Source organism: Pseudomonas sp. 382 (assembly GCF_002759075.1).
Taxonomy (GTDB): domain Bacteria; phylum Pseudomonadota; class Gammaproteobacteria; order Pseudomonadales; family Pseudomonadaceae; genus Aquipseudomonas; species Aquipseudomonas vlassakiae.
The window spans coordinates 1-21,715 of record NZ_PEMX01000023.1 but is presented as its reverse complement, the minus strand read 5'-3'; the positions used below and the strand labels follow the sequence as shown (position 1 = coordinate 21,715).

The window sequence follows — 21,715 nt, the reverse complement described above, 5'->3', positions numbered from 1 at the left end:
TTTTCTTGGGTCCTGGGTCCTGGTGTGTTCACCAGGTCACCGATACTTGCACCACATCGGTGTAGGTCCCGGCCGGCAAAGTGCCGGGCAACTGGGTACGGCCATACACCGGCAACTTGATGGCCGTGGCGTCGGTGTAACTCACCGTCACGCTCTGGCCGATGCCCAGAACCTGGCTATAGGCCGCGTCCCGGTACAACTGGTAGGCCAGCACCTGGGTGCCGCCCGTACGCTTGAGGTTGCGCGTACCACTGGCGCTGTTCTGGCCGCCGTCCAGGCTCATGCTCATGGTCACCCCCGGGGTGCACTGGAAGGTCACCGTGGCGCCGCCCAGCGAGGTGCTGAGAAGGCCGGTGGACAGTGCCGACTGGGTGCCGAAGTCGAGCGCGCCGTAATTGGTCACCCCGCCCACCACCAGGCAGCCGGCAACGATCTGCGCGGTGACCTGGAAAGTACTGCTGGTCGCGGCATCCAGGGGCAGGGGCAGCCACATGCCGAGCCCCGTCAGGCAACCCGTGAGCCAGCAACGCATGGCGCTGGGCATGGTTCAGAACGACAGCTCGACTGCCACGGTGTCGGTGTACGTCCCGGCCGGAAGGCCCGCCTTGCCCCGCGCCTGGCCATACAGGTTGACGGTCTGCGCCACGCCAGTGCTGGTCGGCAAGGTGATGGTGCCGTCGATGGCCAACAGCGTGGTGCGCCCGGCATCGGTGTAGAAGTCGTAGGGCACGAAATTGCCAGCGCCGTCAGCCAGCGCACGCGTGCCGCCGGTAGACTGGCCATCATGTGACCCGGCCCGCACGCGGATCGCCGGCACCGTGCCGGCCGAGCAGAGGATGCTCATGGCGCCACCGCCACCGCCCAGCACCTGGGCATTGGCGGTGGTGAACAGGGCTTCCTGGGTGCCAAAGTTCAGGGTACCGAAGTTCAGCCCCGAGGTGCCGCCGGCGCCGTTGACCTGGCACGCCGAGGTCAGGGTCAGGGTCGAGGAGATGGTCCCGGTCACCGTAGCGGCCTGGGTGTGAGCTGCCATGGCCAGGCCGAGGCCGGCGAGCATGCAACGGGAAAAAGTCGTGCGCATCTGAGTCTCCTTGCGTCGTTTACCAGTCCAGGGTCACTCTCAGGGTGTCGCGGTACAGCCCAGCCGGCAGTGCGCGCGGCTGCGCCACTACCACACCGTAGATGGGAATAGGGATCTGCTCGAAACTGCTGACGGTAAAGGCACGGGCTTGGCCGATGCCGTAGCGGCTGTTGCCACCCGGGTCGACTGCCAGTTGATAGGGGATCATTTCTCGGCCATTGCTGAGACGACGGACGCCATCGTCGCCATTCAGGCCACCATTGATGCGCACATTGAACGCCCGCACCTCTGGCGTGCAACTGATCCGCAAACTGCCCTCGCCACCCGCCTCGTCGACCCGACTGCGCAGCGGCGTGTCCCAGTTCGGGCCGCGCTCGCCGAAATCCATCAGGCCTGGATTGCCCAGCGTGGCTGGCGGCTGGTCACCGCTGTTGATCTGGCAGGCAGCGCTGATCACCAGCCGCGCCTGGATGAACCCTGTGGTGGTGCCATGTGCCCCGCCACTGGGCAACAGCAACGGGCCAAGGCTGAGCAGCAGGATCGAAGTACGGTTCAACATGTGCCGGGTGCCTCGCTACCAGGTGACCGTGACTTTGAGCCGGTCGGCGTACTGGCCGGCGCGTGGCACCCAGGCCAGCTTGTCGATGCGGGCGTAGAGCGGCAGCTCAACCGAGCCGGTATCAGGCACACGCGCGGCATGCGCTTCACCGACAACCACCGGCTCGCGCCAGGCGGCATCACGGAAAAGCCGATAGGGGATCGGTCTGGCCTTGGTGTCGTCGCTGGCCAGAAAGCGCAGCTCGCCAACGCCGCCATGCTGGCCACCGTCGACCCGCACTTGGTAAGCTGTGTCAGGGTTGCATTCGAGCCGTGGCGGGCGCTGGCTGAGCAATACGCCACTCAGTGGCGCATCCGGGCCGTCCAGGCGTGCGGCAGCACCCAGGTCGATCCGACCCAGGGCCTGGGCGCCCGCATCACGCTGCTGGGTAATCAGCATGCAGCCGCGCTGCACCAGTACCCGCACCTCGACCAGGAAGTCCGCCGCTACGGCACTGCCGCTCAACAACAGGCCAAACAGCGCGGCCAGAAAGCGTTCCGTCACTGGATGTTCCTTGTTTTTCTCGTGTGATTCTGAGCGTAGCAGCAGGTGACAGAACCGTGATGGCTGGGTGCCATTCTTTTGTGCTAACGCCAAAGCGGTAGCAGGCCGACAAGAAATTTCCGAATCCCGGCGAACCCCGGGCCATCCCATGCCTCCAATGGCCATGGGCCGACAAAAGCGATCGGCATTCTGCTAGGGTGGCCGTTAGCCAACCGCCAGCGTCCGTTGCCGGCGGCATGCATGGAAGAACTTCACAGGAGCGTTTCCACCAATGACTGCAGACAAAGCGCTCGACGCCGCCGTGGAGCGCTGCGCCGAAGAGCCGATCCAGGTGCCCGGCAGTATCCAGCCGCACGGCTTTCTGCTGGTACTGGATGAACACGACCTGCGTATCCTCCAGGCAAGCGAGAACATCGAGCGCTGGTTGGGTGTACCGGCCAGGGAGCTGATCGGCTGTACCTTCGCTGACTTGGTCAGCGAGCGCTTCGACCTCCGCGTCCAGCTCGAACGCCTGCCTGACGACGAAGCGTTCCCGTTCCACATCGGCGATGTGCGCTTGCGCGAGGGCGCGCCGTGCAGCGACAAACTGCGCCTGCTGACCCACCGCCATGACCAGGTACTGATCGCCGAGTTCGAACCCTTCCGCCTGCCTGCGGACGTAACCGACCAGGGCGACTACTACCCACTGGTGCGCGGGTTCGTCAGCAGCCTGCACAACGCCGACAGCCTCGAAGAGCTGCTCCAGCAATGCGTGGTGCAAGTGAAGCGCATCACCGGCTTCGGCCGGGTCCTGGCCTACCGCTTCGATGCCGAGGGCAATGGCCAGGTGCTCGCCGAACTGGCCGACGCCGGTTATCCGAGTTACCTTGGCCTGCGCTTCCCCGCGACGGACATCCCGCGCCAGGCCCGCGACCTGTACCGGGTCAATCGCATCCGCGTGATCGAAGATGCCAACTACCACGCCTCCCCCCTCTTGCCGGCGAACAACCCGCGCACTGGCAAGCCTCTGGACATGAGCTTCGCCGCCCTGCGCAGCGTGTCGCCGGTGCACCTGCAATACATGCGCAACATGGGTACCCTGGCTTCGATGTCATTGTCGATCGTGGTCGATGGCCAGCTCTGGGGCCTGATCTCCTGCCACCACGCCCAGCCGCGCGCGGTCGAGTTCCGTACCCGCACGGCCTGCGAACTGCTGGCCAGCGTGCTGTCGCTGCAGATCGAGAGCCGCGAATCGCACGCCAAGACCCGCCAGTTGCTCGAGCTGCGCCAGCACATCGTGCGCATGATCTCGTCGATGGCCGACCATGACAGCGTCAGCGATGGCCTGTACGACTTGCCCGAGGTGCTGCTGGCGTTCGCAGGCGCCAGCGGCGCGGCGATCATCTCCGCCGACCGCTGTGAGCTGATCGGCCAGACCCCGCCTGCGGCGCAGGTCACGGCCCTGGTGCACTGGCTGGAGCAGCGTGGCGAAGAAACGGTATTCCACAGCGACAACCTGCGCCGTGACATCGATGAACTGCCAGAACTGGCCGCGTATGCCGGCGGCGTGCTGGCCGTGGCCATCTCGCAGATCCACTCGCACTACCTGCTATGGTTCCGCCCCGAGCAGGTGCGTACCGTCGACTGGGCCGGGCGCCCCGACAAGCAGATCGACGCCCAGGGTACGCTCAACCCGCGGCACAGTTTCGAGCGCTGGCGAGAAGAGATCAGCGGCTACAGCGCCCCCTGGGACCCACTGGTCATCGAAGGCGTGCTCGAATTGCGCACGGCAGTGCTGGGTATCGTGCTGCGCAAAGCCGAGGAGCTGGCGCAACTGGCCAACGAGCTGCGCCGCTCGAACAAGGAACTCGAAGCCTTCTCCTACAGTGTGTCCCATGACCTGCGCGCCCCGTTGCGCCACATCGCCGGCTACACCGAGCTGCTCGGCGAGATCGAGGGCCAGGGCCTGAGCGAGCGCGGTAAACGCTTCCTGCAGCACATCGATGAAGCCGCGCGCTTTGCCGGCAGCCTGGTCGACAACCTGCTCCATTTCTCGCAGATGGGCCGCTCGGCCCTGCGCCTGTCGGATGTCGACCTCAATGCGCTGGTCGACGCCATCCGCCAGGACCTGGCCCCGGACTATGCAGGCCGCGAAATCGTCTGGGATATCGCGCCGCTGCCCAAGGTCATCGCCGACCCGGCGTTCATCAACCTGGCCTTGCACAACCTGATCGCCAACGCCATCAAGTACACCCGTGGCCGTGAACCCGCCCACATCACCATCGGGTCCGAGCAAAACCACGACGAGACGCAGATATACATCCGCGACAATGGTGTAGGCTTCGATATGGCCTACGCCAACAAGCTGTTCGGAGTGTTCCAGCGCCTGCACCGCATGGAAGACTTCGAAGGCACCGGGATCGGCCTTGCCAGCGTGCGGCGGATTATCGAGCGTCATGACGGGCGAGTCTGGGCCGAAGGCCATCTCGACCAGGGTGCCTGCTTCTACTTCACCCTGCCCCGTCACCCCGCAACCACCTGAGGTACCCGTATCACCATGCTCAAACCAATCTTGCTGGTCGAAGACAACCCCCGGGACCTGGAGCTGACGCTCCTGGCCCTGGAACGCAGCCAGCTGGCCAACGAAGTGATCGTCCTGCGCGACGGCGCCGATGCCCTCGACTACCTGTTACGCCGCAACACTTACCACGAGCGTGCCGACGGCAACCCGGCCGTCCTGCTGCTGGACCTCAAGCTGCCGAAAGTCGACGGCCTGGAAGTGCTCAAGGTAGTGCGTACCACGCCCGAGCTGCGCAGCATACCCACGGTGATGCTGACTTCCTCGCGGGAAGAGCCCGACCTGCTGCGCGCCTACGAACTTGGGGTCAACGCCTATGTGGTCAAGCCCGTGGAGTTCAAGGAGTTCGTCGCGGCGATTTCCGACCTTGGCGTATTCTGGGCGGTGCTCAACGAACCGCCTCCCGGTTCGCTGCGCCTGAACCGCCGTGGCAGCCACTGAGGCCCCCGCAGAGATGTTGCCCACACCACTCAAGTTGCTGATGGTCGAAGACAGCTCGATGGACGCCGAGCTGACCCTGATGCGCCTGGAGCGCAGCGGGTTACAGGTGCAATCGCGGCTGGTTTTCGACCATGTCGGGGTCGAGCACGCCCTGCTTGAAGGCAGTTTCGACCTGATCCTGTGCGACTGCGTGCTGCCGGGATCGTCCGGTACCGAAGTGCTGGCCATCACCCAGCGCCTGGCCCCTGACACGCCGTTCATCTTCCTCTCGGGCATCTATGGCGAAGAGCATGCGGTCGAGATGATTCGCCTGGGCGCCACCGATTATGTGCTGAAGAAGAACCTGCCGTTGTTGCCCAAGGCCGTGCGCCGGGCCTTGTCCGAAGTGCAGGAACGCCAGCGCCGGCGCCGTGCCGAAGAAGCCCTGGCTGATGTCGAGGCGCGCGCGCGCATTGCCATCGATGCCGCCGGCATGGGCACCTGGGACTTCCGGCCGCAACAGGGCCAACTGGTTTGGGATGTGCGCTGCAAGACCCTCTTCGGCCTGCCAGCCGAGACCGAGATGAGCCTTGAGGTGTTCTACGCCGGCATCTACCCCGACGACCTCGCCAAGGTGCGCGAGGCCGTCGAGCAGGCCATGCGCCCGGACAGCGACGGCCTGTACCGGGTCGAGTTCCGCATTGCCCAACCTCATGGCCTGGAACCGCGCTGGCTGCTCAGCAGCGGCCAGTGCCAGTTCGTCGATGGCCAGTGCACGCGGTTTACCGGTGTATTGCAGGACATCCATACCCAACGCCAGGCGACCCTTGCGCTCAAGCAGCTCAACGAGATGCTCGGCGAACGGGTCGAGCGCCGTACCCGTGAGCGCGACCGCGCCTGGGAGCTGTCCCAGGACTTGCTCGCAGTGCTCAACAAGGACCTGACCCCGGTGGCCCTCAACCCGGCCTGGGAGGCCAGCCTGGGCTTTTCCCGCGAGCGTCTGAGCCAGGCTTCGCTGCTGCACCTGCTGCCTGAGGCGGATCAGGAAGCGCTGCTGACCGAACTGGCCGCCCTCGCCCATGGCCGCACCAGTGCGCGCTTCGTCGGCCGCATCCAGCACGCCGGCGGCCAGTTGCGCTGGCTGTCCTGGGTCGTGGTACCGGAAGATACCCTGCTCTACGTGGTGGCGCGGGACATCACCAGCGAGCGGGAAACCGCCCTGGGCCTGGCCGAAGCCAACAACCGCCTGCGCGAACAGATCGCCGAGCGTGAACGCATCGAGGCGGCACTGCAGCAGATGCAGCGGCTGGAGGCCGTCGGCCAGCTCACCGCCGGGGTCGCCCATGACTTCAACAACCTGCTCACGGTCATCCTCACCGGCGCCAGCTTCCTTGAGCGCGACCTGGCCAAGGGGGACCTGGCCAAGGCCCGCAGCCGCCTCACGCATATCCGCGAAGCCGGTGACCGCGGCGCCAAGCTGACCTCGCAACTGCTCGCGTTCTCCCGTCGCCAGCGCCTGGAGCCGGTGCCGCTGAACCTGAACCGCACCCTTACCGGCCTGGAAGAACTGCTGCGCCGCACCCTCGGCGGCAATATCCGCGTGCGCCTGGACCTGGACCATAGCCTGTGGCAGGCGCTGACCGACCCGACCCAGACCGAGATGATCATCCTCAACCTGGCGATCAACGCCCGCGACGCCATGCCCGAAGGCGGCCAGTTGACCCTGTCGACCCGCAACACACGCATCAGCACCCGCCCGCAACGCCCGGAAGACCCGGAGCCCGGCGAATACGTGATGCTGAGCATTCGCGACACCGGCTGCGGCATGAGCGAAGAGGTGCTGGCCAAGGTGTTCGAGCCGTTCTTCACCACCAAGGACATCGGCAAGGGTTCTGGCCTGGGCCTGGCCCAGGTGTTCGGCTTCGCCAAGCAGTCCGGTGGCGGTGTGCGCATCGATACCGAGCCTGGGCATGGCACCCTGGTGGCGGTGTACTTGCCGGCAGTGAAGCAAGAGGTGGCCATCGATCCCGTCGCGCCGATCGCTGCACTGACCATCGACGACAGTGGCAGGGACCGCACGGTGCTGCTGGTGGATGACGATCACCTGGTGCGCGACCTGCTCGGTGACGTGCTGCGCCAGTATGGCTACCAGGTGCGCCAGGCGCACAGCGGGGAGCAGGCGCTGGCCTTGCTGGACGATGATATCGACCTGCTACTGACCGACTTTGCCATGCCCGAATTCAACGGCGGGCAACTGGCCATGGCGGCGCGCGACCGCTATCCGCAATTGCCGGTGGTGTTCCTGACCGGGTATGCGGAACTGCAAGGGCTGGAGTTACCGGGAAGCCTGGTGATGCAGAAGCCGGTGCAGGCCGATGAACTGGCCAGGATGTTGAATGAACTGCTGCGCGCAACCGGTTAGATTCGTTTTCCTGCACCAGCCTCTTCGCGGGTTTACCCGCGAAGAGGCTGGTGCAGGAAACGGAAACGACAAAACCAGCGCTGACGGTCGTCTGCACTGATTGGGAAATTTGCTAACTGAAGAGAAAAATGGCAGGGGCGGCTGGATTCGAACCAACGCATGGCAGGATCAAAACCTGCTGCCTTACCGCTTGGCGACGCCCCTGTATCGGATGCAGCTGACGCTGACCTGACAATTCCAATCGAGTGACAACCGGGTTGTTGTCTTGGAATGCGCGGCACTTTAACACATAGATTCAGCCTGTAAACCCCCTTCGTGAAAAAAAATGCCTTAAAACAGCAAGTTAGTGTTCACGCGCCGATTCTGCGGACCGCTCGGGCAACCGTTCGTCGTATTTATAGCGCTGCGCTTCAACGCAATCGCATTCCTCCCTTCCAATCAGATAAGCGAATTCTATTGACCAAGGAGGACCCCATGCCCGTTTCCCACGACCTTTACCAGGACCTGCACTACCCCCGCGAAATCGTCCAGCAGCGGCGCCAGCAGGACAAGACCCTGGACCGGCTGCTCGATGAGTATGTGGATATCGACAACCAGGTGCTGGCTGCCGAATCGATCTCGGCCGGCAACTTCGTCGACGAAGACCTGCTACACCTGAAGGAGCGCCGGTTGACCGTGAAATACATGATCGAGCGCCAGCTGGAGCGCAAGGCCTGAACACATCGTGCCAGGCGATAGATGCCTGGCACTTTTTGTATTGGTCAAAAGCGCTCGCCTCGGGCAAGCTGCGCGCAGCCCGCATTTGCCCAAGGAGGCTTCACCTTGCCCGCCTGGATCCCTGCACCGCTGCGCCAGCTCGGCCAGCGCCTGCGCCCTGCCGCGCCTCAACAGAGCGAATTGCTCAGTTGGCTCGAAGACAAGGCCGCCAGCCGCGGCTATCAGCTCAGCGATGGTCAGCGCCGGGTCATCGACAGCATGGCCGCGCAAATCGCGCGTCTGCTGGAGGGAGGCCAGCCTCGCAGCCTCTATCTGTACGGCTCGGTCGGCCGTGGCAAGAGCTGGCTGCTCGATGGTTTCTTCCAGGCGGTACCGGTAGCGGCCAAACGGCGCCTGCACTTCCACGACTTTTTTGCCCGCCTGCACCAAGGCATGCACCAGCACCGCCTGCTGGACGATGCGCTGGGCGCCACTCTGGACGAGCTACTGGGCGGCTGCCAGGTGCTGTGCTTCGATGAGTTTCACGTGCATGACATCGGCGATGCCATGCTGCTCACCCGACTGTTCAACGCCTTGTTCACCCGCGGTATCTTCCTGTTGGTGACCTCCAACTACGCGCCTGAAGGGCTGCTGCCCAACCCGCTGTACCACGAACGCTTCCTGCCGGTGATCCGCCTGATCAACGGTTCGATGGACGTGCTTGAAGTGGGCGGCGACACGGACTTTCGCAGCCTGCCGGCCAACCGCGAGCAGCAGCGCTTTACCATAGGGCACTATGTGTGGCCGGGCGATGCGGCGCAGCGCCGGGCGCTTGACCTACCCGCTGAGCAACCCGTGGTGCTGGAAGTGAACAAGCGCCCGCTGCGCGCCTTGGCCGTCGATGGCCGACGCGTGATGCTGGCCTTCGAGGACCTGTGCGAGAAGGCCACAGCGGTAATCGACTACCTGGTGCTGGCCGCACAGTACGACGAGTGGATCATCGATGGGCTGGATGATCTGTCGGCGTGTTCGCTGGCGGCGCAGCAGCGCTTCGTCAACCTGGTGGACGTGCTTTATGACCAGGATCGGCAGGTGACCGTGATCGGGCGCCGGCCACTGGAACAAAGCCTCGGCGGGCCGCTGGCCGACCTGATGCGCACCCGCAGTCGGTTGGGGCAATTGCATCAAGCAGGACCTGAGTGATATTGGGGCTGCTGCGCAGCCCTTTCGCGACGCAAGGCCGCTCCTACAAGTACCGCGCGATCCTGTAGGAGCGGCCTTGTGTCGCGAAAGGGCCGCAAAGCGGCCCCAGATCAACCTGCCCTGGGCAAATCCGCCAGCACCGCCTCGATCTCCCCCAGCACCGCCGCGTCATCCAGGGTCGAAGGCGGTACGTAAGCCTGCCCATCGGCAATCTTGCGCAGTACCGCCCGCAGAATTTTCCCCGAACGGGTCTTGGGCAAACGCTTGACCAGGCGCACCCGGTTGAAACACGCCAGCGCGCCGATTTCCTCACGCACCCTGCCGACCAATTCCACCAGCAACTGCGCTTCGGCTATGCCCTCGCCATCCTTGAGCACCACCAGCGCCAGCGGCACCTGGCCCTTGATCTCGTCATGCACACCGATCACCGCACACTCGGCCACCGCCGGGTGACGGGCGACCAAGTCCTCCATCTCCCCGGTGGACAGCCGATGCCCGGAGACGTTTATCACGTCGTCGGTGCGGCCCATGATGTAGACGAAGCCCTCCTCGTCGAGGTAACCGCCGTCACCCGTGTGGTAATAGCCAGGGTAGGTCTGCAGGTAGGCTTGCAGGTAACGTTCATGGTCGCCCCACAAGGTCTGGCTGCACCCGGGCGGCAGCGGCAGGGCAATGACGATGGAGCCCTGTTGGTCCGGCCCCAGCAGGTGCCCGTCGTCATCGAGCACGCGCACGTGATAACCCGGCACCGCACGGTTGCTCGAACCCGGCCGCGCCGCACTGCCTTCCAGCCCCACGCAAGGCGCGGTGACCGGCCAGCCAGTCTCGGTTTGCCACCAGTGGTCGTGCACCGGTTTGCCGGTGACCTGCTCCAGCCACTGGTGCGTACTGGAATCGAGTTTTTCCCCGGCCAGGAACAGCTGGCGCAACGAGCTCAGGTCATGCTTGCGGATCAGCTCGCCTTCCGGGTCTTCCTTGCGGATCGCCCGCATGGCCGTCGGCGCGCAGAACAAGGCATTGACCTGGTACTGCTCGACCACCCGCCAATACGCCGAGGCGTCCGGCGTGCGGATCGGCTTGCCCTCGTAGAACATCGTGGTGCAACCGCTCATCAGTGGCCCGTAGACGATCAGCGAATGGCCAACCACCCAGCCGACATCGGAAATGCCCCACCATACATCCCCGGCCTGCATGCCGTAGATATGACGCATCGCATAGCAAAGCGCGACCGCGTTGCCACCATTTTCGCGGACGATGCCCTTGGGTTTGCCGGTTGTACCGGAGGTGTACATGATGTACAGCGGGGCGCCGGCCTCCAGCTCGACGGGCGCCACCGGCTCGGCACCGGCCAAGGCCTGCTGCCAGTCCAGGTCACGGCCTGCCAGCAACTGCGCACGGGCCTGGGGCCGTTGCAGCACCAGCACCTTGCGAGGCTGATGGCGGGCCAGCTGCAGGGCGCGGTCGACCAGCGGCTTGTATTCGATCACCCGGTCGAACTCCAGCCCACAGGACGCGGTGAGCACCAGCGTGGGCCGGGCATCATCGATACGCAGCGCCAACTCGTTGGCGGCAAAGCCACCGAACACCACCGAATGCACCGCGCCGATTCGCGCACAGGCGAGCATGGCCATGGCCGCCTGCGGCACCATCGGCATGTAGATGATCACCCCGTCGCCCTGGCCCACGCCCAACTGCCGCAGCAGGCCGGCCAGGCGCGCCACTTCGTCGCGCAACTGATAGTAGGTGAAGGTCTGTTGCACACCGGTCACGGGAGAGTCGTAGATCAACGCCAGCTGCTCACCCCGGCCCAGTTCGATCTGCCGGTCCAGGGCCAGGTAACAGCTGTTTAGGCGACCGTCGGCGAACCAGCGGTGGGTACCGTCGGGGTTGTTCTGCAAGGTCTGCGAGGGTTGCCGATACCAGGCCAGGGCTTTGGCCTGCTCGGCCCAGAAGGCCGCAGGGTCGGCAATGGATTGGGCGTAGCTGTGCTGGTAGGTCATGTCGATGAAAACCCGGTACTTGTTGTTATTGAAGGGCGGATAGTGAGTATGGCCTGCCACACCGGGGCCGCCATGGGACTAAAGTCACAACGGACCTGCAAATTTGCAGACCTGACAGAAATGCCCCACAACGGTGCAAAGCCTCTAGAATAGGCCGCCCTTCCCGCCACAGAGCAGCTCATGGACATCGATCAGGCCCGGACCTTCCTGGAAATCGTGCGTTGCGGCAGCCTGGTCGCCGCTGCCGAACGCCTCTTCGTTTCGCAGACCGCGATCACCGCCCGTGTGCAGCGCCTGGAGCAGCAACTGGGCTGCCAGCTCTTTGTGCGCAGCCGCAATGGCGCCAGCCTGACCAGTGACGGCGAAGCCTTCGTCAGCTATGCCAACCAGCTGGTGCAGACCTGGGAAGCGGCACGCCGCGACCTGCCGCTACCCGCAGGCTGCCGGCAGGTGCTGCATGTGGGCGCGGAGGTGAGCCTGGGCAACCCGATGCTGCTCGACTGGGTCGGCGCCTTGTACCGCGAGCTGCCCAGCCATGCCATCCGCAGCGAGGTGAGCGATGGCGAGTCGTTGCTGCACAAGGTGGAGATGGGCCTGCTCGACGCCGCGCTGGTCTACCAGCCGACCTACGGCCCGGGGCTGCAGGTGGAGCAACTGATGGAAGAAAAGCTGATCCGCGTGCGCCGGGTCGCGCAACCTGAGCCCTATATCTACATTGACTGGGGCGAAGCCTTCCGCCGCCAACATGACGCCGCCCTGCCCGACTGCGCACGCCCGGCGCTGAGTTTCAACCTCGGGCCGCTGGCACTGCAGTTCATCCTGGAGCAAGGTGGCAGCGGCTACTTCCGTACCCGCGTGGTCCAGGCCTACCTGGAGAGTGGTGTGTTCGAGCGGGTGCCACAGGCGCCGGAATTTACCTACCCGACCTACCTGGTCTACTCGCGCAAGCGCGACAGCGAAGCCTTGCAGCAGGCCTTCGCGATGCTGCGCCGGCAGGTGGCAGCCGGCGCCAGCGATTGGTCACAACGCTGGGACCCGGCTGTCTGAGGTATCGCCGGTCGCACTGAGCAACTGGCGCTTGAGGCCGGCGATCAGGTCGGTCTGGGTGACCACGCCAACCAATTGCTCGCCGTCGAGTACCGGCAGGCAGTGCAAACCCTGCTCGCACAGCAGCGGCAACAGGCGCTCCAGCGGGTGCTGGCTGCTGACGCTGACTACCCGCCGGCTCATCACCTGCGCCATGCGCACTGTCTGGCGACCGAACAGGCCACGCCAGCTGAATTGGCCACGCTGCATGGCCGCGCCCGCCAGGTCACTGAGGCTGACAATGCCCACCAGCTTGCCCTGCTGCAGCACCGGCAAGGTTTTCAGGTGGTGGTCAGCGAGCATCTTCCAGGCCTGCTCCAAGGGGGTGTCCGGCGTAGCGAACTGCACGTCGCGGGACATTACCGCGCCGGCAGTGATGCCGCCCAGGCTACGCTGCAGCGCATGCTGTTCCGTGGCAAGAATGATGCGCTCCAGTTCGTCGCGGGTGACATCGACAAACTCACCCAACTCTTCAAGGGCCTGGTCCAGGTCAGCGCCACTGATGCCCACGCGCTCGCTGGGCAGCGGGTCGTGGGTATGGTGCACGTCCTTGCGCGGCGCCCCGGCTTTCGGGTACTGCACACCGGTGAGCCGGTTGTAGATCACGGCCACGGCCACCAGGATCAGCGCGTTGAGCAGTACCGGTTCAAGCAGGTGATCGCCCATGGCCGTCAAGCCCGGGTCGGCCAGGACCGCACTCACTGCCACCCCACCACCCGGTGGGTGCAGGCAACGCAGCAGGCACATCACCAGAATCGAAAGCCCCAAGGCAACGGCCGCTACCCAGAGCTCTGGGCCAAACCCCTGGCGCAGGGCCAAGCCGACGGCACCGGCCAAGGCATAGCTGCCGAGCACTGGCCACGGCTGCGCCAAGGGCCCGGAATGCACGGCGAACACCAGCACTGCCGAGGCCGCCAACGGGCCGAGCAGGTGCAGGGCAATGCCCGGCCCATAGGCAAGGCTGGTCAGCCAGCCGGCGAGTGACAGGCCGAGCAACGCACCGATAGCGGCACGCACGCCTTGTTTGGGAGGGATATTCAGGGGGGCTGGCAGTAGCCGCTGAAGACGACTTTCAGAACGCATGGCAGACATTCAAGTAATCGGGATCTGAAGTATTTCTGATTGAAAACGAAGGAATTGTGCCGGTTGGAGGCAGACGGGGCTAATTCAAAAAAATGCGCCTGTACTGCAATTTTTTTGCAGTGCTGAACTGGGCACTGGGGGCACCAGGTGTGCCCTGGCACTAGCGCGCCTTGCGCGGCAACTCGATGCTCACCCGCAGCCCGCCCAAGGGGCTATCCAGCAACGCCAGACGCCCGCCCCAAGCCTCGACGATGTCGCGCACGATGCCAAGCCCCAGCCCATGCCCATCGACCTGTTCATCCAGCCGCGAACCACGCTCCAGCACCTGCAGGCGCTGGTTTTGCGGAATCCCGGGGCCATCGTCATCGACCCATAACCGATAGCCCCCGGCTGTCGGCGCGATCCCCAGCCGCACTTCGCTGTCGGCCCATTTGCAGGCGTTGTCCAGCAGGTTGCCGAGGAGTTCCAGCACGTCTTCACGATCCCACGGCAGCAGCAGGCCCGGTGGGACATCGTGCTCGAGCAGCAAGCCCTCGCCATGGATCATGGCCAAGGTCGAGAGCAAGCCAGGCAGTTCGGCATCACAGTCGAACTGCGCCCCAGGCAAGGCATCGCCGGCCAGCCGTGCCCGGTTCAGCTCACGGGCCAGGCGCTGCTGGATCTGCTCCAACTGTTCACGCAACTGCGCCTGCACCTCAGGCAGGCCCTGCAAGCGCTCACTGGATGCCAGGCTGAGCAGCACCGCCAGCGGCGTCTTCAGTGCATGGCCGAGGTTGCCCAGGGCATTGCGCGAGCGGCGCAGGCTGTCTTCGGTATGGCTGAGCAAGTGGTTGATCTGGTCCACCAGCGGCGCCAGCTCGCTGGGCACCTCGGCATCGAGTAACGAGCGTTGGCCTTGCTGCAGCTGGGCGATCTGCTGGCGCGCGCGCTCCAGCGGGCGCAACGAGCGGGTGACGGTGATGCGCTGCAGCACCAGCACGATCAGCAATGCCACCAGCCCCATCCCCAGGCCGATCTGCTGCAAGCGGCGGAAACCGTCGCGAACCGGCGAGTAGTCCTGTGCCACGCTGATCGAGATGTCCTGGCCCAGGCGCCGGTAATCGGCGCGCAAGGCCAACAGCTGCTGGCCTTCCGGGCCCAGCTCGTGGCTATCGGACAACCCCGGCGTGGCCGGTTTGGGCATGTCCAGGTCCCACAGCGAGCGCGAACGCCACGTGCCCTGGTCTAGATCGATACGGAAGTAGTACCCCGAAAAAGGCCGCTGATAGGCAGCGGAAACGCGCCGCTCATCCAGCTGCAGGCCATTCGGCCCGCGTACCAATGCAACCAGCAGGTTCTCGCTTTCCTTGCGCAGGCCGTTTTCCAGGTAGCGCTGCAAGCCTGCCTCGAACAGCCACAGGGTCAATTGCGCCAGTACCAGCCCGACCAGCACCAGCACGGCGACCAGGCCCAGGCTCAGGCGCGCCTGGATGGACTTCACCCGGTGCTCCCGGCATAAATGTAGCCTTGCCCGCGACGTGTCTCGATGACGCTGCGACCCAGCTTGCGCCGCAGGTGGTTGACGTGTACTTCCAGCACATTGGAATCGCGCTCGGTCTCGCCGTCGTAAAGGTGCTCGGCCAGGTGGCTCTTGGACAGGATCTGCTGGGGGTGCAGCATGAAGTAGCGCAACAGGCGAAACTCCGCAGCGGTGAGCTGGATGTCGACGCCATCGCGGCTCACGCACTGGCGGCTTTCATCCAGCTGCAGGCCTGCAGCTTCCAGAGTTGGCTGGTTGGCCAGGCCGCGGGCACGGCGCAGCAGGGCCTGAATGCGCAACTGCAGTTCCTCGGGGTGAAAGGGCTTGCTGAGGTAGTCGTCCGCCCCGGTCTTCAAACCTTCGATGCGTTCCGCCCACGACCCGCGCGCCGTGAGGATCAGCACCGGCGTGGCGAGGCCGCCGGCACGCCATTGCGCCAGCACCTCCAGGCCCGGCAAGCCCGGCAAGCCGAGGTCGAGGATGATCAGATCATAGGGTTCGCTCTGGCCCTGGTACACCGCGTCGCGGCCATCGGCCAGCCAGTCCACGGCGTAGCCCTGGCGTTGCAGGCTGGTGGTCAGTTCGTCGGCCAGGGGCACGTTGTCTTCGACAAGCAGCAAGCGCATGTCAGTCGTCTTCCTCATCTTTGAGCAGCGCGCCGCTGCTGGCATCGAGCTTGACCTCGCGCACTACGCCGTCCCTGGTCAGCAGCTCGACTTCATATTCGTAACGGCCGTCGTCTTCTTCCAGCTCTGCCTCCAGCAGGCGAGCCCCGGGGTAACGCCCCAGGGCAGTATCCAGCAATTGCTCGAGCGGCAGGATGATGCCCTTCTGCCGTAGCTTCAGGGCTTCGTCCTGGTCCAGGTCGCGGGCAACGGCCAAGGAGCACACGGCCAGCAAGGACAACGCCAGGTATCGCGCCGGCCGGGGTAAGTGGATCATCAGTGGTCCTGCTCGTCCTTCAGCACTTCACCGGTCTTGGCATCCAGGTCGACATCCCACTCGACGTTCTGCGAATCACGCAATTCGACCTTGTAGATGTAACGACCGTATTCGTTTTCCAGCTCCGAGTCGGTAACGGTGGCGCCTGGGTGCTTGGCCACGGCAGCGGCCTTGAGCTCGTCCAGCGACTTGATGGTCTTGGCATTGACCAACTCGACCACTTTGTCAGGCTGGACGTCCTGAGCGAAGGCGGCATTGGCGCCCAAGGCAAGGGCGGCGGCGGTGAACAGGGCAGTCAAAGTTTTCATGGGGGCTCTCCTGAGCGAGGTTCAAGTTGTCTACGGGGCTAAGACTAACCAGCGGTCCTTAATTCAACCTGAAAACAGCTGGCGCCATGATAGCGCAGCTGAAACGGTCTCAAGCCCCTATAATGACCGCCTTGTTACCTGCGAGATCCGTCATGAGCGCCATTCACATCAAATACCCTGCACTCACTTTCAAGGCTGGCCAGCGCGCTATACGCCAGATTCGCGAAAAGGGACTGCAGGCAAGCGATGTCGGTGTGCTGCCAGGCGCGGCAGGTGGCCCAAAGCCCCTGGGCATCCAGGGTCTGGACCTGGCACTGTTCGGTGAATGGCTGCCCTCGGCACCCCGACAGCGCGCGCTGATCGGCGCCTCGATCGGCTCCTGGCGCTTCGCCAGCGCATGCCTCGACGACCCGGTCGCCGGCATCCGCCGCCTGGGCGAGCTTTATACCGAGCAGGACTTTGCCAAAGGCGTCACCCCCGCCGAGATCAGCCGCAGTTGCCAGCGCATGCTCGACGACCTGCTGCAGGGACGTGACGGGCAGATCCTCGCCAACCCGCACTACCGCCTGAACATCCTGGTGGTAAAAAGCCACGGCCAGCTCGCTCACGACCACCGCGGCCGCCTCGGCATGGGCCTGGGTTCGGTGGTCGCCAGCAACCTGCTAGGGCGTGCGCGCCTGGCCCGGCACTTCGAACGGGTCATTCTGCACGATGCGCGCAGCGAACCGCCGCTCGACGCTCTCACCGACTTTCCCTCGCGCTGCCTGCCGCTGGACCTTTGCAACCTGCGCCAGGCCCTGCTCGCCTCGGGCTCGATACCGATGGTGATGGAAGGCGTGCGCGACATTCCCGGTGCTGGTGCCGGCACCTACCGCGATGGCGGCCTGCTCGACTACCACCTCGACCTGCCCTACCGCGGTAACGACCTGGTGCTCTACCCGCACTTTACCGACAAGGTCGTGCCCGGCTGGTTCGACAAGGCGCTGCCTTGGCGCAAAGGGGACCCCACGCGTCTGCAGAACGTGCTGCTGATGACGCCGTCGCCGCAGTACCTGGCCGCCCTTCCCTTCGGCAAGTTGCCAGATCGCAACGACTTCAAGCGTTTCATGGGCGATGCGCCCGGTCGCAAGCGTTATTGGTACAAAGCGATCGCCGAAAGCCAGCGACTGGGTGATGAGTTGCTGGAGCTGATCGCCACCGGGCGGTTGCACGAACGCCTGCAAGCCTTGTAGCGGCCATGCTGGTAGACTGCGCGCATTATTGATTCACATAGAGTTATGACAGCGTGGAAATCTTCAAGGATTCCACAGTGGATTCCCGCCGAAAACCGCGCGATACCACAAACAGCCATGACGCCCTGAATCAGGCGTCATTGGCGTATCGCCGCGTACCACGCTGTACCTTCCCAATGACAGAAACGTAGTACATCATCCAGTACATCCAACGACCAGCAAGAGGCAATGTACTAGTGGCGCTCACGGACACCGCGGCCAGGCAGGCCAAGCCCCGGGAAAAGGGCTACACCCTTGCGGACTCGCTCGGGCTTACGCTGTACATCGCCGAGACCGGCGTGAAGAGCTGGCACTTCAGGTTCACCTGGCTCGGAAAGCAGGCCAGGATTTCGCTTGGGACTTACCCAGAGATCGGCTTGAAGGAAGCGCGTGCGCGGAGGGATGAGGCGCGCGAAGAGGTTGCGCAGGGAACAGACCCGCGCGAATCGAGAAGGGTGAAGAAGACAGAGCGCCTTGGCGCCCAGGAGAGGACATTCCGCCGCGTCTATGACGAATGGCTGGAATTCAGGAAGGGAAGTCTGACCGCCTCAACGGTCAAGATCATTTCGAACGCGATGGAGCTGGATGTACTACCGGCCTTCGGCCTGCGCCAGATCGACGCCATCAAGCGGTCGGATGTGATCACGCTGATTCGCCGTATAGAACGCCGCGGATCGGTGACCACCGCCGTTAAGACCAGGCAGTGGATGGGCCAGGTATTCCGGTACGCAATCGCCACCGGCATGATCGAGAACAACCCCACGGCGGAAATGCACACTGTCACCGAAAAAATGGCGCCGCATAAAAACCGGCCGTTCCTGGCTTTCACGGAAATGCCTGCCATCATCAAGGCCATTGAGGAAAGCCAGTCGGGACTGCAGCTGCAGTGCGCAACCAAGCTGCTCATCCTGACAGCCTGCCGCCCGGCTGAGGTGCGCAAGGCCGAATGGTCGGAGATCGATCTAGAAACCGCGACCTGGTCAATCCCGGCCGCCAAGATGAAGATGCGCCGCGACCACGTGGTGCCGCTGTCGCGCCAGGCCGTCGAGCTCCTGCGCCTGATGCTGCCGATATCCGGCAACCTGAAGTACGTGTTCCCGAACAGAACTGACGCCGTCCGGCCGATCGGCATCAACTACGCGGTGAACCTGATGGACCGGTGCGGATACACCGGCCGCCAGTCGCCGCACGGATTCCGGCACCTGTTTTCCACGGAGATGAACAGCCGCGGCTACAACAAGGACTGGATCGAGCGCCAGCTCGCCCACGCGGACAGCAGCTCAATCCGTGACGTGTACAACCACGCCACCTATATAGAGCAGCGGCGCGGGATGATGCAGGAATGGGCCGACATAGTGCTGCCAGCTTGAATCAATGACCGCTGCCGAGTTCGGCCAGCCGGATCTTGGCCGAATCGTAGATCAGCTGATACAGCCGCTCAATGGCGTAGGCCTGAATCGCCTTCAGCACCTCCAGCGCTTCGACGAGGCTCTCGGCCCGCGCCTGGGCGATCAGGCAATTTGTCGCCGTGTCACTCGACTCGATCTCCGCGACCCGCTTGCGCAGCAGGCCGTGGATGTCTGGCGGAATGATGATTCCTGGCAAAAACTCCTGGGGCTTCTGGTTACCGTAACGACCGCTCACTATCTTCTCTCCCCTTTATGGAGAGGCCATTATAGATCGACTCGCACGCCAGCCCAGCTATTCGGCTTCGCTCAAGCGCTGCTGCGCAGCTGCCCGCCATTCGGTCAGCGTCTTCAAGCAATCCCCCGAGCACCACGACGGCAGATGTTCCTGCCTTGCGCTGCTGGGCAGCGACGGTGTCGCAGGTGGCTCGGTGGCCGGCGCGCAGTCGATCGATTTCCCCGCGCAGCCCACCAGCAGCAGACTCAGCAGCAGCGGCGCGGCCTTGGGCAAGCTCCAGTTGTTGTCGTGCACTCTCACCCTCCTTGTCCGCCACGGCCTGGCGGCGTTGTTCTTCGGTTCTGACCTGGGACGCGGCGCGCCGGTCGCGCTCGGCCACCTGCAGGCGGTAGTCGGCCAGCTCTGCGCGGGCAGTGCCGGTCTCGCCCTGGGCAACCACCACCCGGTACTGCTGTCCGCCGGCGACCAGTACCAGGGCGATCAGCCACCAGCACCAGGCCGGTACCGCGCCCAGCCAGCTCATGCCAGCACCTTCAGGGCTAGGTCATACAGCGCCAGGCGCTCGGCGGCGCCGAACGGCACCTTGCCAGGCTGGCCGGTGTTGATGATGCTGCCGATATCGCGGATGCGGCCGGCGTCAGCCATCTCGTTCAGGCCGCGCTTCGCCCACCACCAGGCGGCGGACTGGGCGGCATGTTCGGCCTGCTCGAGCAGCTCAGGCTCATCTTCAAGCGGAAGACCCAGGCCAGCGCCAGTCTCGCGGTAGTTGCTGCGCCCGGTCACCTGCAGCAGGCCGCGCCCACGGAACCGCCAGCCATCACCGGATGCCTCCGGGCCGTTGCCCATCCGTCCGCCGTACACCTTGTTGGCGATCTTCTCCGGCTGCCGGGCGTATGCGGCGGCGTTCTGCGCGGTGAACCGGCTGGGCCAGGTGCGCACCAGGGCGTCGGCACTGTAGTTCAGGTTCTCGACCAGGTTGCGCAGCTGGCCAGACTCATGGCCGACCTGGGCCAGGAACGCAGCCTGACGGATGCGGCTGTCGATCTTCCAGCGCGCCATGGCGCGGTTCAGTGCGGGCACAAAAATGCCCGCGACCGGGCGGGCATTGGGGAGGATCTGCAGCAGTTGCTGCTCGGTGATGGGCATGCATTTCTCCAGGCGAAAAAAAGCCCGCTCATGGCGGGCCTCATGAAAATATTAAAGCTCTAGTTAACGAATGCGCGATGCAATCTCGCGGGTAGAACCAATCTGGTAACCAGATGTGAAAACCTAATGCCAGCAACGTCAATCCACCTAAATGCCCAGGCAAAAACAACGCAAGCACACACTACCGCGCTGTTCACCAAAACCCATACAGGAAGCGAATCATTCGACACCTGATGCAACCATACTCCTAGTGAGTGAATAATAGCCCCATGTAGGATATACAGCGGGAAAGAAATCACACCGAAAAATTGACTAACTGAGTTACCCAAGAAGCTCTTGATCGCTTCGTTATAAACAGCAGAACACACAATCACAGCGGACAACAAAACAACAGGAACCAAATACCCAACCTGCGGAATGAAAGCCAGCAAAAATGCAGCGCCCAAAAACGCAACGCCGGAATAATTAAATTTGATGCAATCGCCCCCAATCAGCGCTCTAGCCTCAGCCAGAACTATCCCAGCTACAAATGCGGAATAAATTGACTGAATGGCCAGCAACGCTAGGAACACTGCCGCATACCCGTAAAACCTCCAGCTTCTTCTTGACAGCATAAATACCATGCATAATGTCAAAAATGACCCTACGAGTTCGTATGGCATAGTCCAAAGCTGAGGTATAGGCCTAACAGTCGCCTGCTGATCAAACGAGAATGCTCCAACGAATGCAAAGTGTGCCACCACAGACAGATCCCCCGCCGCCTCTCTACGAGCCGGGGTAATGACAAAGCCTGCATAAACAAATAGGTAGACGACTGCGCACCCAAGAGCAATCGGGACAACTAATCGAAAATACCTACCAACGGCAATGCGGGCTAGCACCCCAAAATCATTTTTTCGGATATAGCCAATCGAAAGCGCATATCCGGAAATAATGAAGAACGCAAACACCGCAGAATTTCCGCGAAAGGGCAATATTCTACCAAGTAAATCAGGCGAAACAAACTCACCCGGAAAGTTCTGTACAAAAACATGGTACATAACTACAAACAGAGCGGCCCACCCCCGTATCCCGTCTAGAGTTGATATCCGCTCCACGCTTTTATTAGGGACAGTCTGAAAAAGACTTTCTGATTTTGGCAAAATAGCCGAACGCCACCCACCGAGTTTTCTGATGAAGCAGATGACCTTCGCCGATGCCGAGTACGCCGGCAAGCGCAAGCAGACCCGCAAAGA

Annotated in this window: 22 protein-coding genes and 1 tRNA gene; 8 read left to right on the top strand and 15 right to left on the bottom strand. The window is 63.5% G+C overall.

The features are described from left to right. Window positions 1-28: 28 nt before the first annotated feature. Genes CQW31_RS21780 through CQW31_RS21765 form a run of 4 tightly spaced genes read right to left on the bottom strand, consistent with a single transcriptional unit; the run spans window position 29 to window position 2,183 of the window. Window positions 29-532 carry a spore coat U domain-containing protein gene (locus CQW31_RS21780; RefSeq protein WP_054886268.1) on the bottom strand — a complete coding sequence of 168 codons (504 nt, stop codon included), beginning with the start codon at window positions 530-532 and terminating at the stop codon, window positions 29-31. Between the two features lie 15 nt (window positions 533-547). Further along, complete coding sequence (locus CQW31_RS21775; RefSeq protein ID WP_054886267.1) at window positions 548-1,081, bottom strand: spore coat protein U domain-containing protein; 534 nt, start codon at window positions 1,079-1,081, stop codon at window positions 548-550. A 19-nt stretch (window positions 1,082-1,100) separates the two neighbouring features. After that, window positions 1,101-1,637 (bottom strand): spore coat U domain-containing protein, encoded by a 537-nt coding sequence (locus tag CQW31_RS21770; RefSeq protein WP_054886299.1) that lies wholly within the window; start codon window positions 1,635-1,637, stop codon window positions 1,101-1,103. Window positions 1,638-1,655: 18 nt separating this feature from the next. Then, window positions 1,656-2,183 carry a spore coat U domain-containing protein gene (locus CQW31_RS21765; protein WP_054886266.1) on the bottom strand — a complete coding sequence of 176 codons (528 nt, stop codon included), beginning with the start codon at window positions 2,181-2,183 and terminating at the stop codon, window positions 1,656-1,658. 271 nt (window positions 2,184-2,454) lie between these two features. Between CQW31_RS21765 and CQW31_RS21760 the strand changes: the two genes are divergently transcribed. From CQW31_RS21760 to CQW31_RS21750, 3 genes are read left to right on the top strand one after another with little or no spacing between them, the layout of a single operon-like run. Then, window positions 2,455-4,704: an ATP-binding protein gene (locus CQW31_RS21760; protein ID WP_054886265.1), complete on the top strand. Its 2,250-nt coding sequence runs from the start codon at window positions 2,455-2,457 to the stop codon at window positions 4,702-4,704. 15 nt (window positions 4,705-4,719) lie between these two features. Continuing rightward, window positions 4,720-5,181 carry a response regulator gene (locus tag CQW31_RS21755; protein WP_054886264.1) on the top strand — a complete coding sequence of 154 codons (462 nt, stop codon included), beginning with the start codon at window positions 4,720-4,722 and terminating at the stop codon, window positions 5,179-5,181. 13 nt (window positions 5,182-5,194) lie between these two features. Further along, complete coding sequence (locus CQW31_RS21750; protein WP_099815369.1) at window positions 5,195-7,582, top strand: hybrid sensor histidine kinase/response regulator; 2,388 nt, start codon at window positions 5,195-5,197, stop codon at window positions 7,580-7,582. Between the two features lie 129 nt (window positions 7,583-7,711). On the opposite strand, the gene CQW31_RS21745 is transcribed toward CQW31_RS21750, so the two are convergent. Beyond that, a tRNA-Gln gene (locus tag CQW31_RS21745) sits at window positions 7,712-7,786 on the bottom strand. Window positions 7,787-8,056: 270 nt separating this feature from the next. On the opposite strand from CQW31_RS21745, the gene CQW31_RS21740 reads away from it, so the two are divergent. Together CQW31_RS21740 and zapE are read left to right on the top strand one after the other, a co-directional pair. After that, window positions 8,057-8,299: a hypothetical protein gene (locus CQW31_RS21740; protein ID WP_054883655.1), complete on the top strand. Its 243-nt coding sequence runs from the start codon at window positions 8,057-8,059 to the stop codon at window positions 8,297-8,299. 105 nt (window positions 8,300-8,404) lie between these two features. Further along, on the top strand, window positions 8,405-9,481 hold the full coding sequence (gene zapE / locus CQW31_RS21735) for a cell division protein ZapE (protein ID WP_099815368.1): 1,077 nt from the start codon (window positions 8,405-8,407) through the stop codon (window positions 9,479-9,481). A 110-nt stretch (window positions 9,482-9,591) separates the two neighbouring features. Here zapE and CQW31_RS21730 read toward each other — a convergent pair whose 3' ends face one another. Further along, window positions 9,592-11,481, bottom strand: a complete 1,890-nt coding sequence (locus CQW31_RS21730; RefSeq protein ID WP_099815400.1) for a propionyl-CoA synthetase — start codon at window positions 11,479-11,481, stop codon at window positions 9,592-9,594. 180 nt (window positions 11,482-11,661) lie between these two features. Between CQW31_RS21730 and CQW31_RS21725 the strand changes: the two genes are divergently transcribed. After that, complete coding sequence (locus CQW31_RS21725; RefSeq protein WP_054883653.1) at window positions 11,662-12,528, top strand: LysR family transcriptional regulator; 867 nt, start codon at window positions 11,662-11,664, stop codon at window positions 12,526-12,528. Here the strand turns inward: CQW31_RS21725 and CQW31_RS21720 are convergent. From CQW31_RS21720 to CQW31_RS21700, 5 genes are all read right to left on the bottom strand, one after another. Next, a complete protein-coding gene (locus CQW31_RS21720) occupies window positions 12,502-13,659 on the bottom strand; it encodes an HPP family protein (protein ID WP_099815367.1) in 1,158 nt (385 codons plus the stop codon). The two genes, CQW31_RS21725 and CQW31_RS21720, sit on opposite strands and share 27 nt — an antisense overlap. A gap of 151 nt (window positions 13,660-13,810) precedes the next feature. Beyond that, window positions 13,811-15,130 (bottom strand): sensor histidine kinase, encoded by a 1,320-nt coding sequence (locus tag CQW31_RS21715; protein ID WP_099815366.1) that lies wholly within the window; start codon window positions 15,128-15,130, stop codon window positions 13,811-13,813. Continuing rightward, window positions 15,127-15,795, bottom strand: coding sequence for a response regulator transcription factor (locus CQW31_RS21710; RefSeq protein ID WP_054883650.1), 669 nt, complete (start codon window positions 15,793-15,795; stop codon window positions 15,127-15,129). The genes CQW31_RS21715 and CQW31_RS21710 overlap by 4 nt, the downstream gene beginning before the upstream one ends. A gap of 1 nt (window position 15,796) precedes the next feature. After that, a complete protein-coding gene (locus tag CQW31_RS21705) occupies window positions 15,797-16,111 on the bottom strand; it encodes a PepSY domain-containing protein (RefSeq protein WP_054883649.1) in 315 nt (104 codons plus the stop codon). Next, complete coding sequence (locus CQW31_RS21700; protein WP_054883648.1) at window positions 16,111-16,419, bottom strand: PepSY domain-containing protein; 309 nt, start codon at window positions 16,417-16,419, stop codon at window positions 16,111-16,113. Before CQW31_RS21700 ends, CQW31_RS21705 begins: the two co-directional genes overlap by 1 nt. A gap of 152 nt (window positions 16,420-16,571) precedes the next feature. Between CQW31_RS21700 and CQW31_RS21695 the strand changes: the two genes are divergently transcribed. Both CQW31_RS21695 and CQW31_RS21690 read left to right on the top strand, forming a co-directional pair. Further along, window positions 16,572-17,651: a patatin-like phospholipase family protein gene (locus CQW31_RS21695; protein WP_054883647.1), complete on the top strand. Its 1,080-nt coding sequence runs from the start codon at window positions 16,572-16,574 to the stop codon at window positions 17,649-17,651. A gap of 236 nt (window positions 17,652-17,887) precedes the next feature. Continuing rightward, the gene (locus CQW31_RS21690; RefSeq protein ID WP_099815365.1) at window positions 17,888-19,060 is read left to right on the top strand and encodes a tyrosine-type recombinase/integrase; all 1,173 of its coding nucleotides are present in this window, start codon (window positions 17,888-17,890) and stop codon (window positions 19,058-19,060) included. Between the two features lies 1 nt (window position 19,061). On the opposite strand, the gene CQW31_RS21685 is transcribed toward CQW31_RS21690, so the two are convergent. Genes CQW31_RS21685 through CQW31_RS21670 form a run of 4 tightly spaced genes read right to left on the bottom strand, consistent with a single transcriptional unit; the run spans window position 19,062 to window position 21,577 of the window. After that, entirely contained in the window at window positions 19,062-19,334 is a 273-nt protein-coding gene (locus CQW31_RS21685) for a hypothetical protein (protein WP_099815364.1), read from the bottom strand. Continuing rightward, window positions 19,315-19,857: a DUF2514 family protein gene (locus CQW31_RS21680; protein WP_099815363.1), complete on the bottom strand. Its 543-nt coding sequence runs from the start codon at window positions 19,855-19,857 to the stop codon at window positions 19,315-19,317. Before CQW31_RS21680 ends, CQW31_RS21685 begins: the two co-directional genes overlap by 20 nt. Then, on the bottom strand, window positions 19,854-20,480 hold the full coding sequence (locus CQW31_RS21675; RefSeq protein WP_099815362.1) for a glycoside hydrolase family 19 protein: 627 nt from the start codon (window positions 20,478-20,480) through the stop codon (window positions 19,854-19,856). The genes CQW31_RS21680 and CQW31_RS21675 overlap by 4 nt, the downstream gene beginning before the upstream one ends. Window positions 20,481-20,539: 59 nt before the next feature. After that, on the bottom strand, window positions 20,540-21,577 hold the full coding sequence (locus tag CQW31_RS21670) for an acyltransferase (RefSeq protein ID WP_256587426.1): 1,038 nt from the start codon (window positions 21,575-21,577) through the stop codon (window positions 20,540-20,542). Window positions 21,578-21,715: the final 138 nt, after the last annotated feature.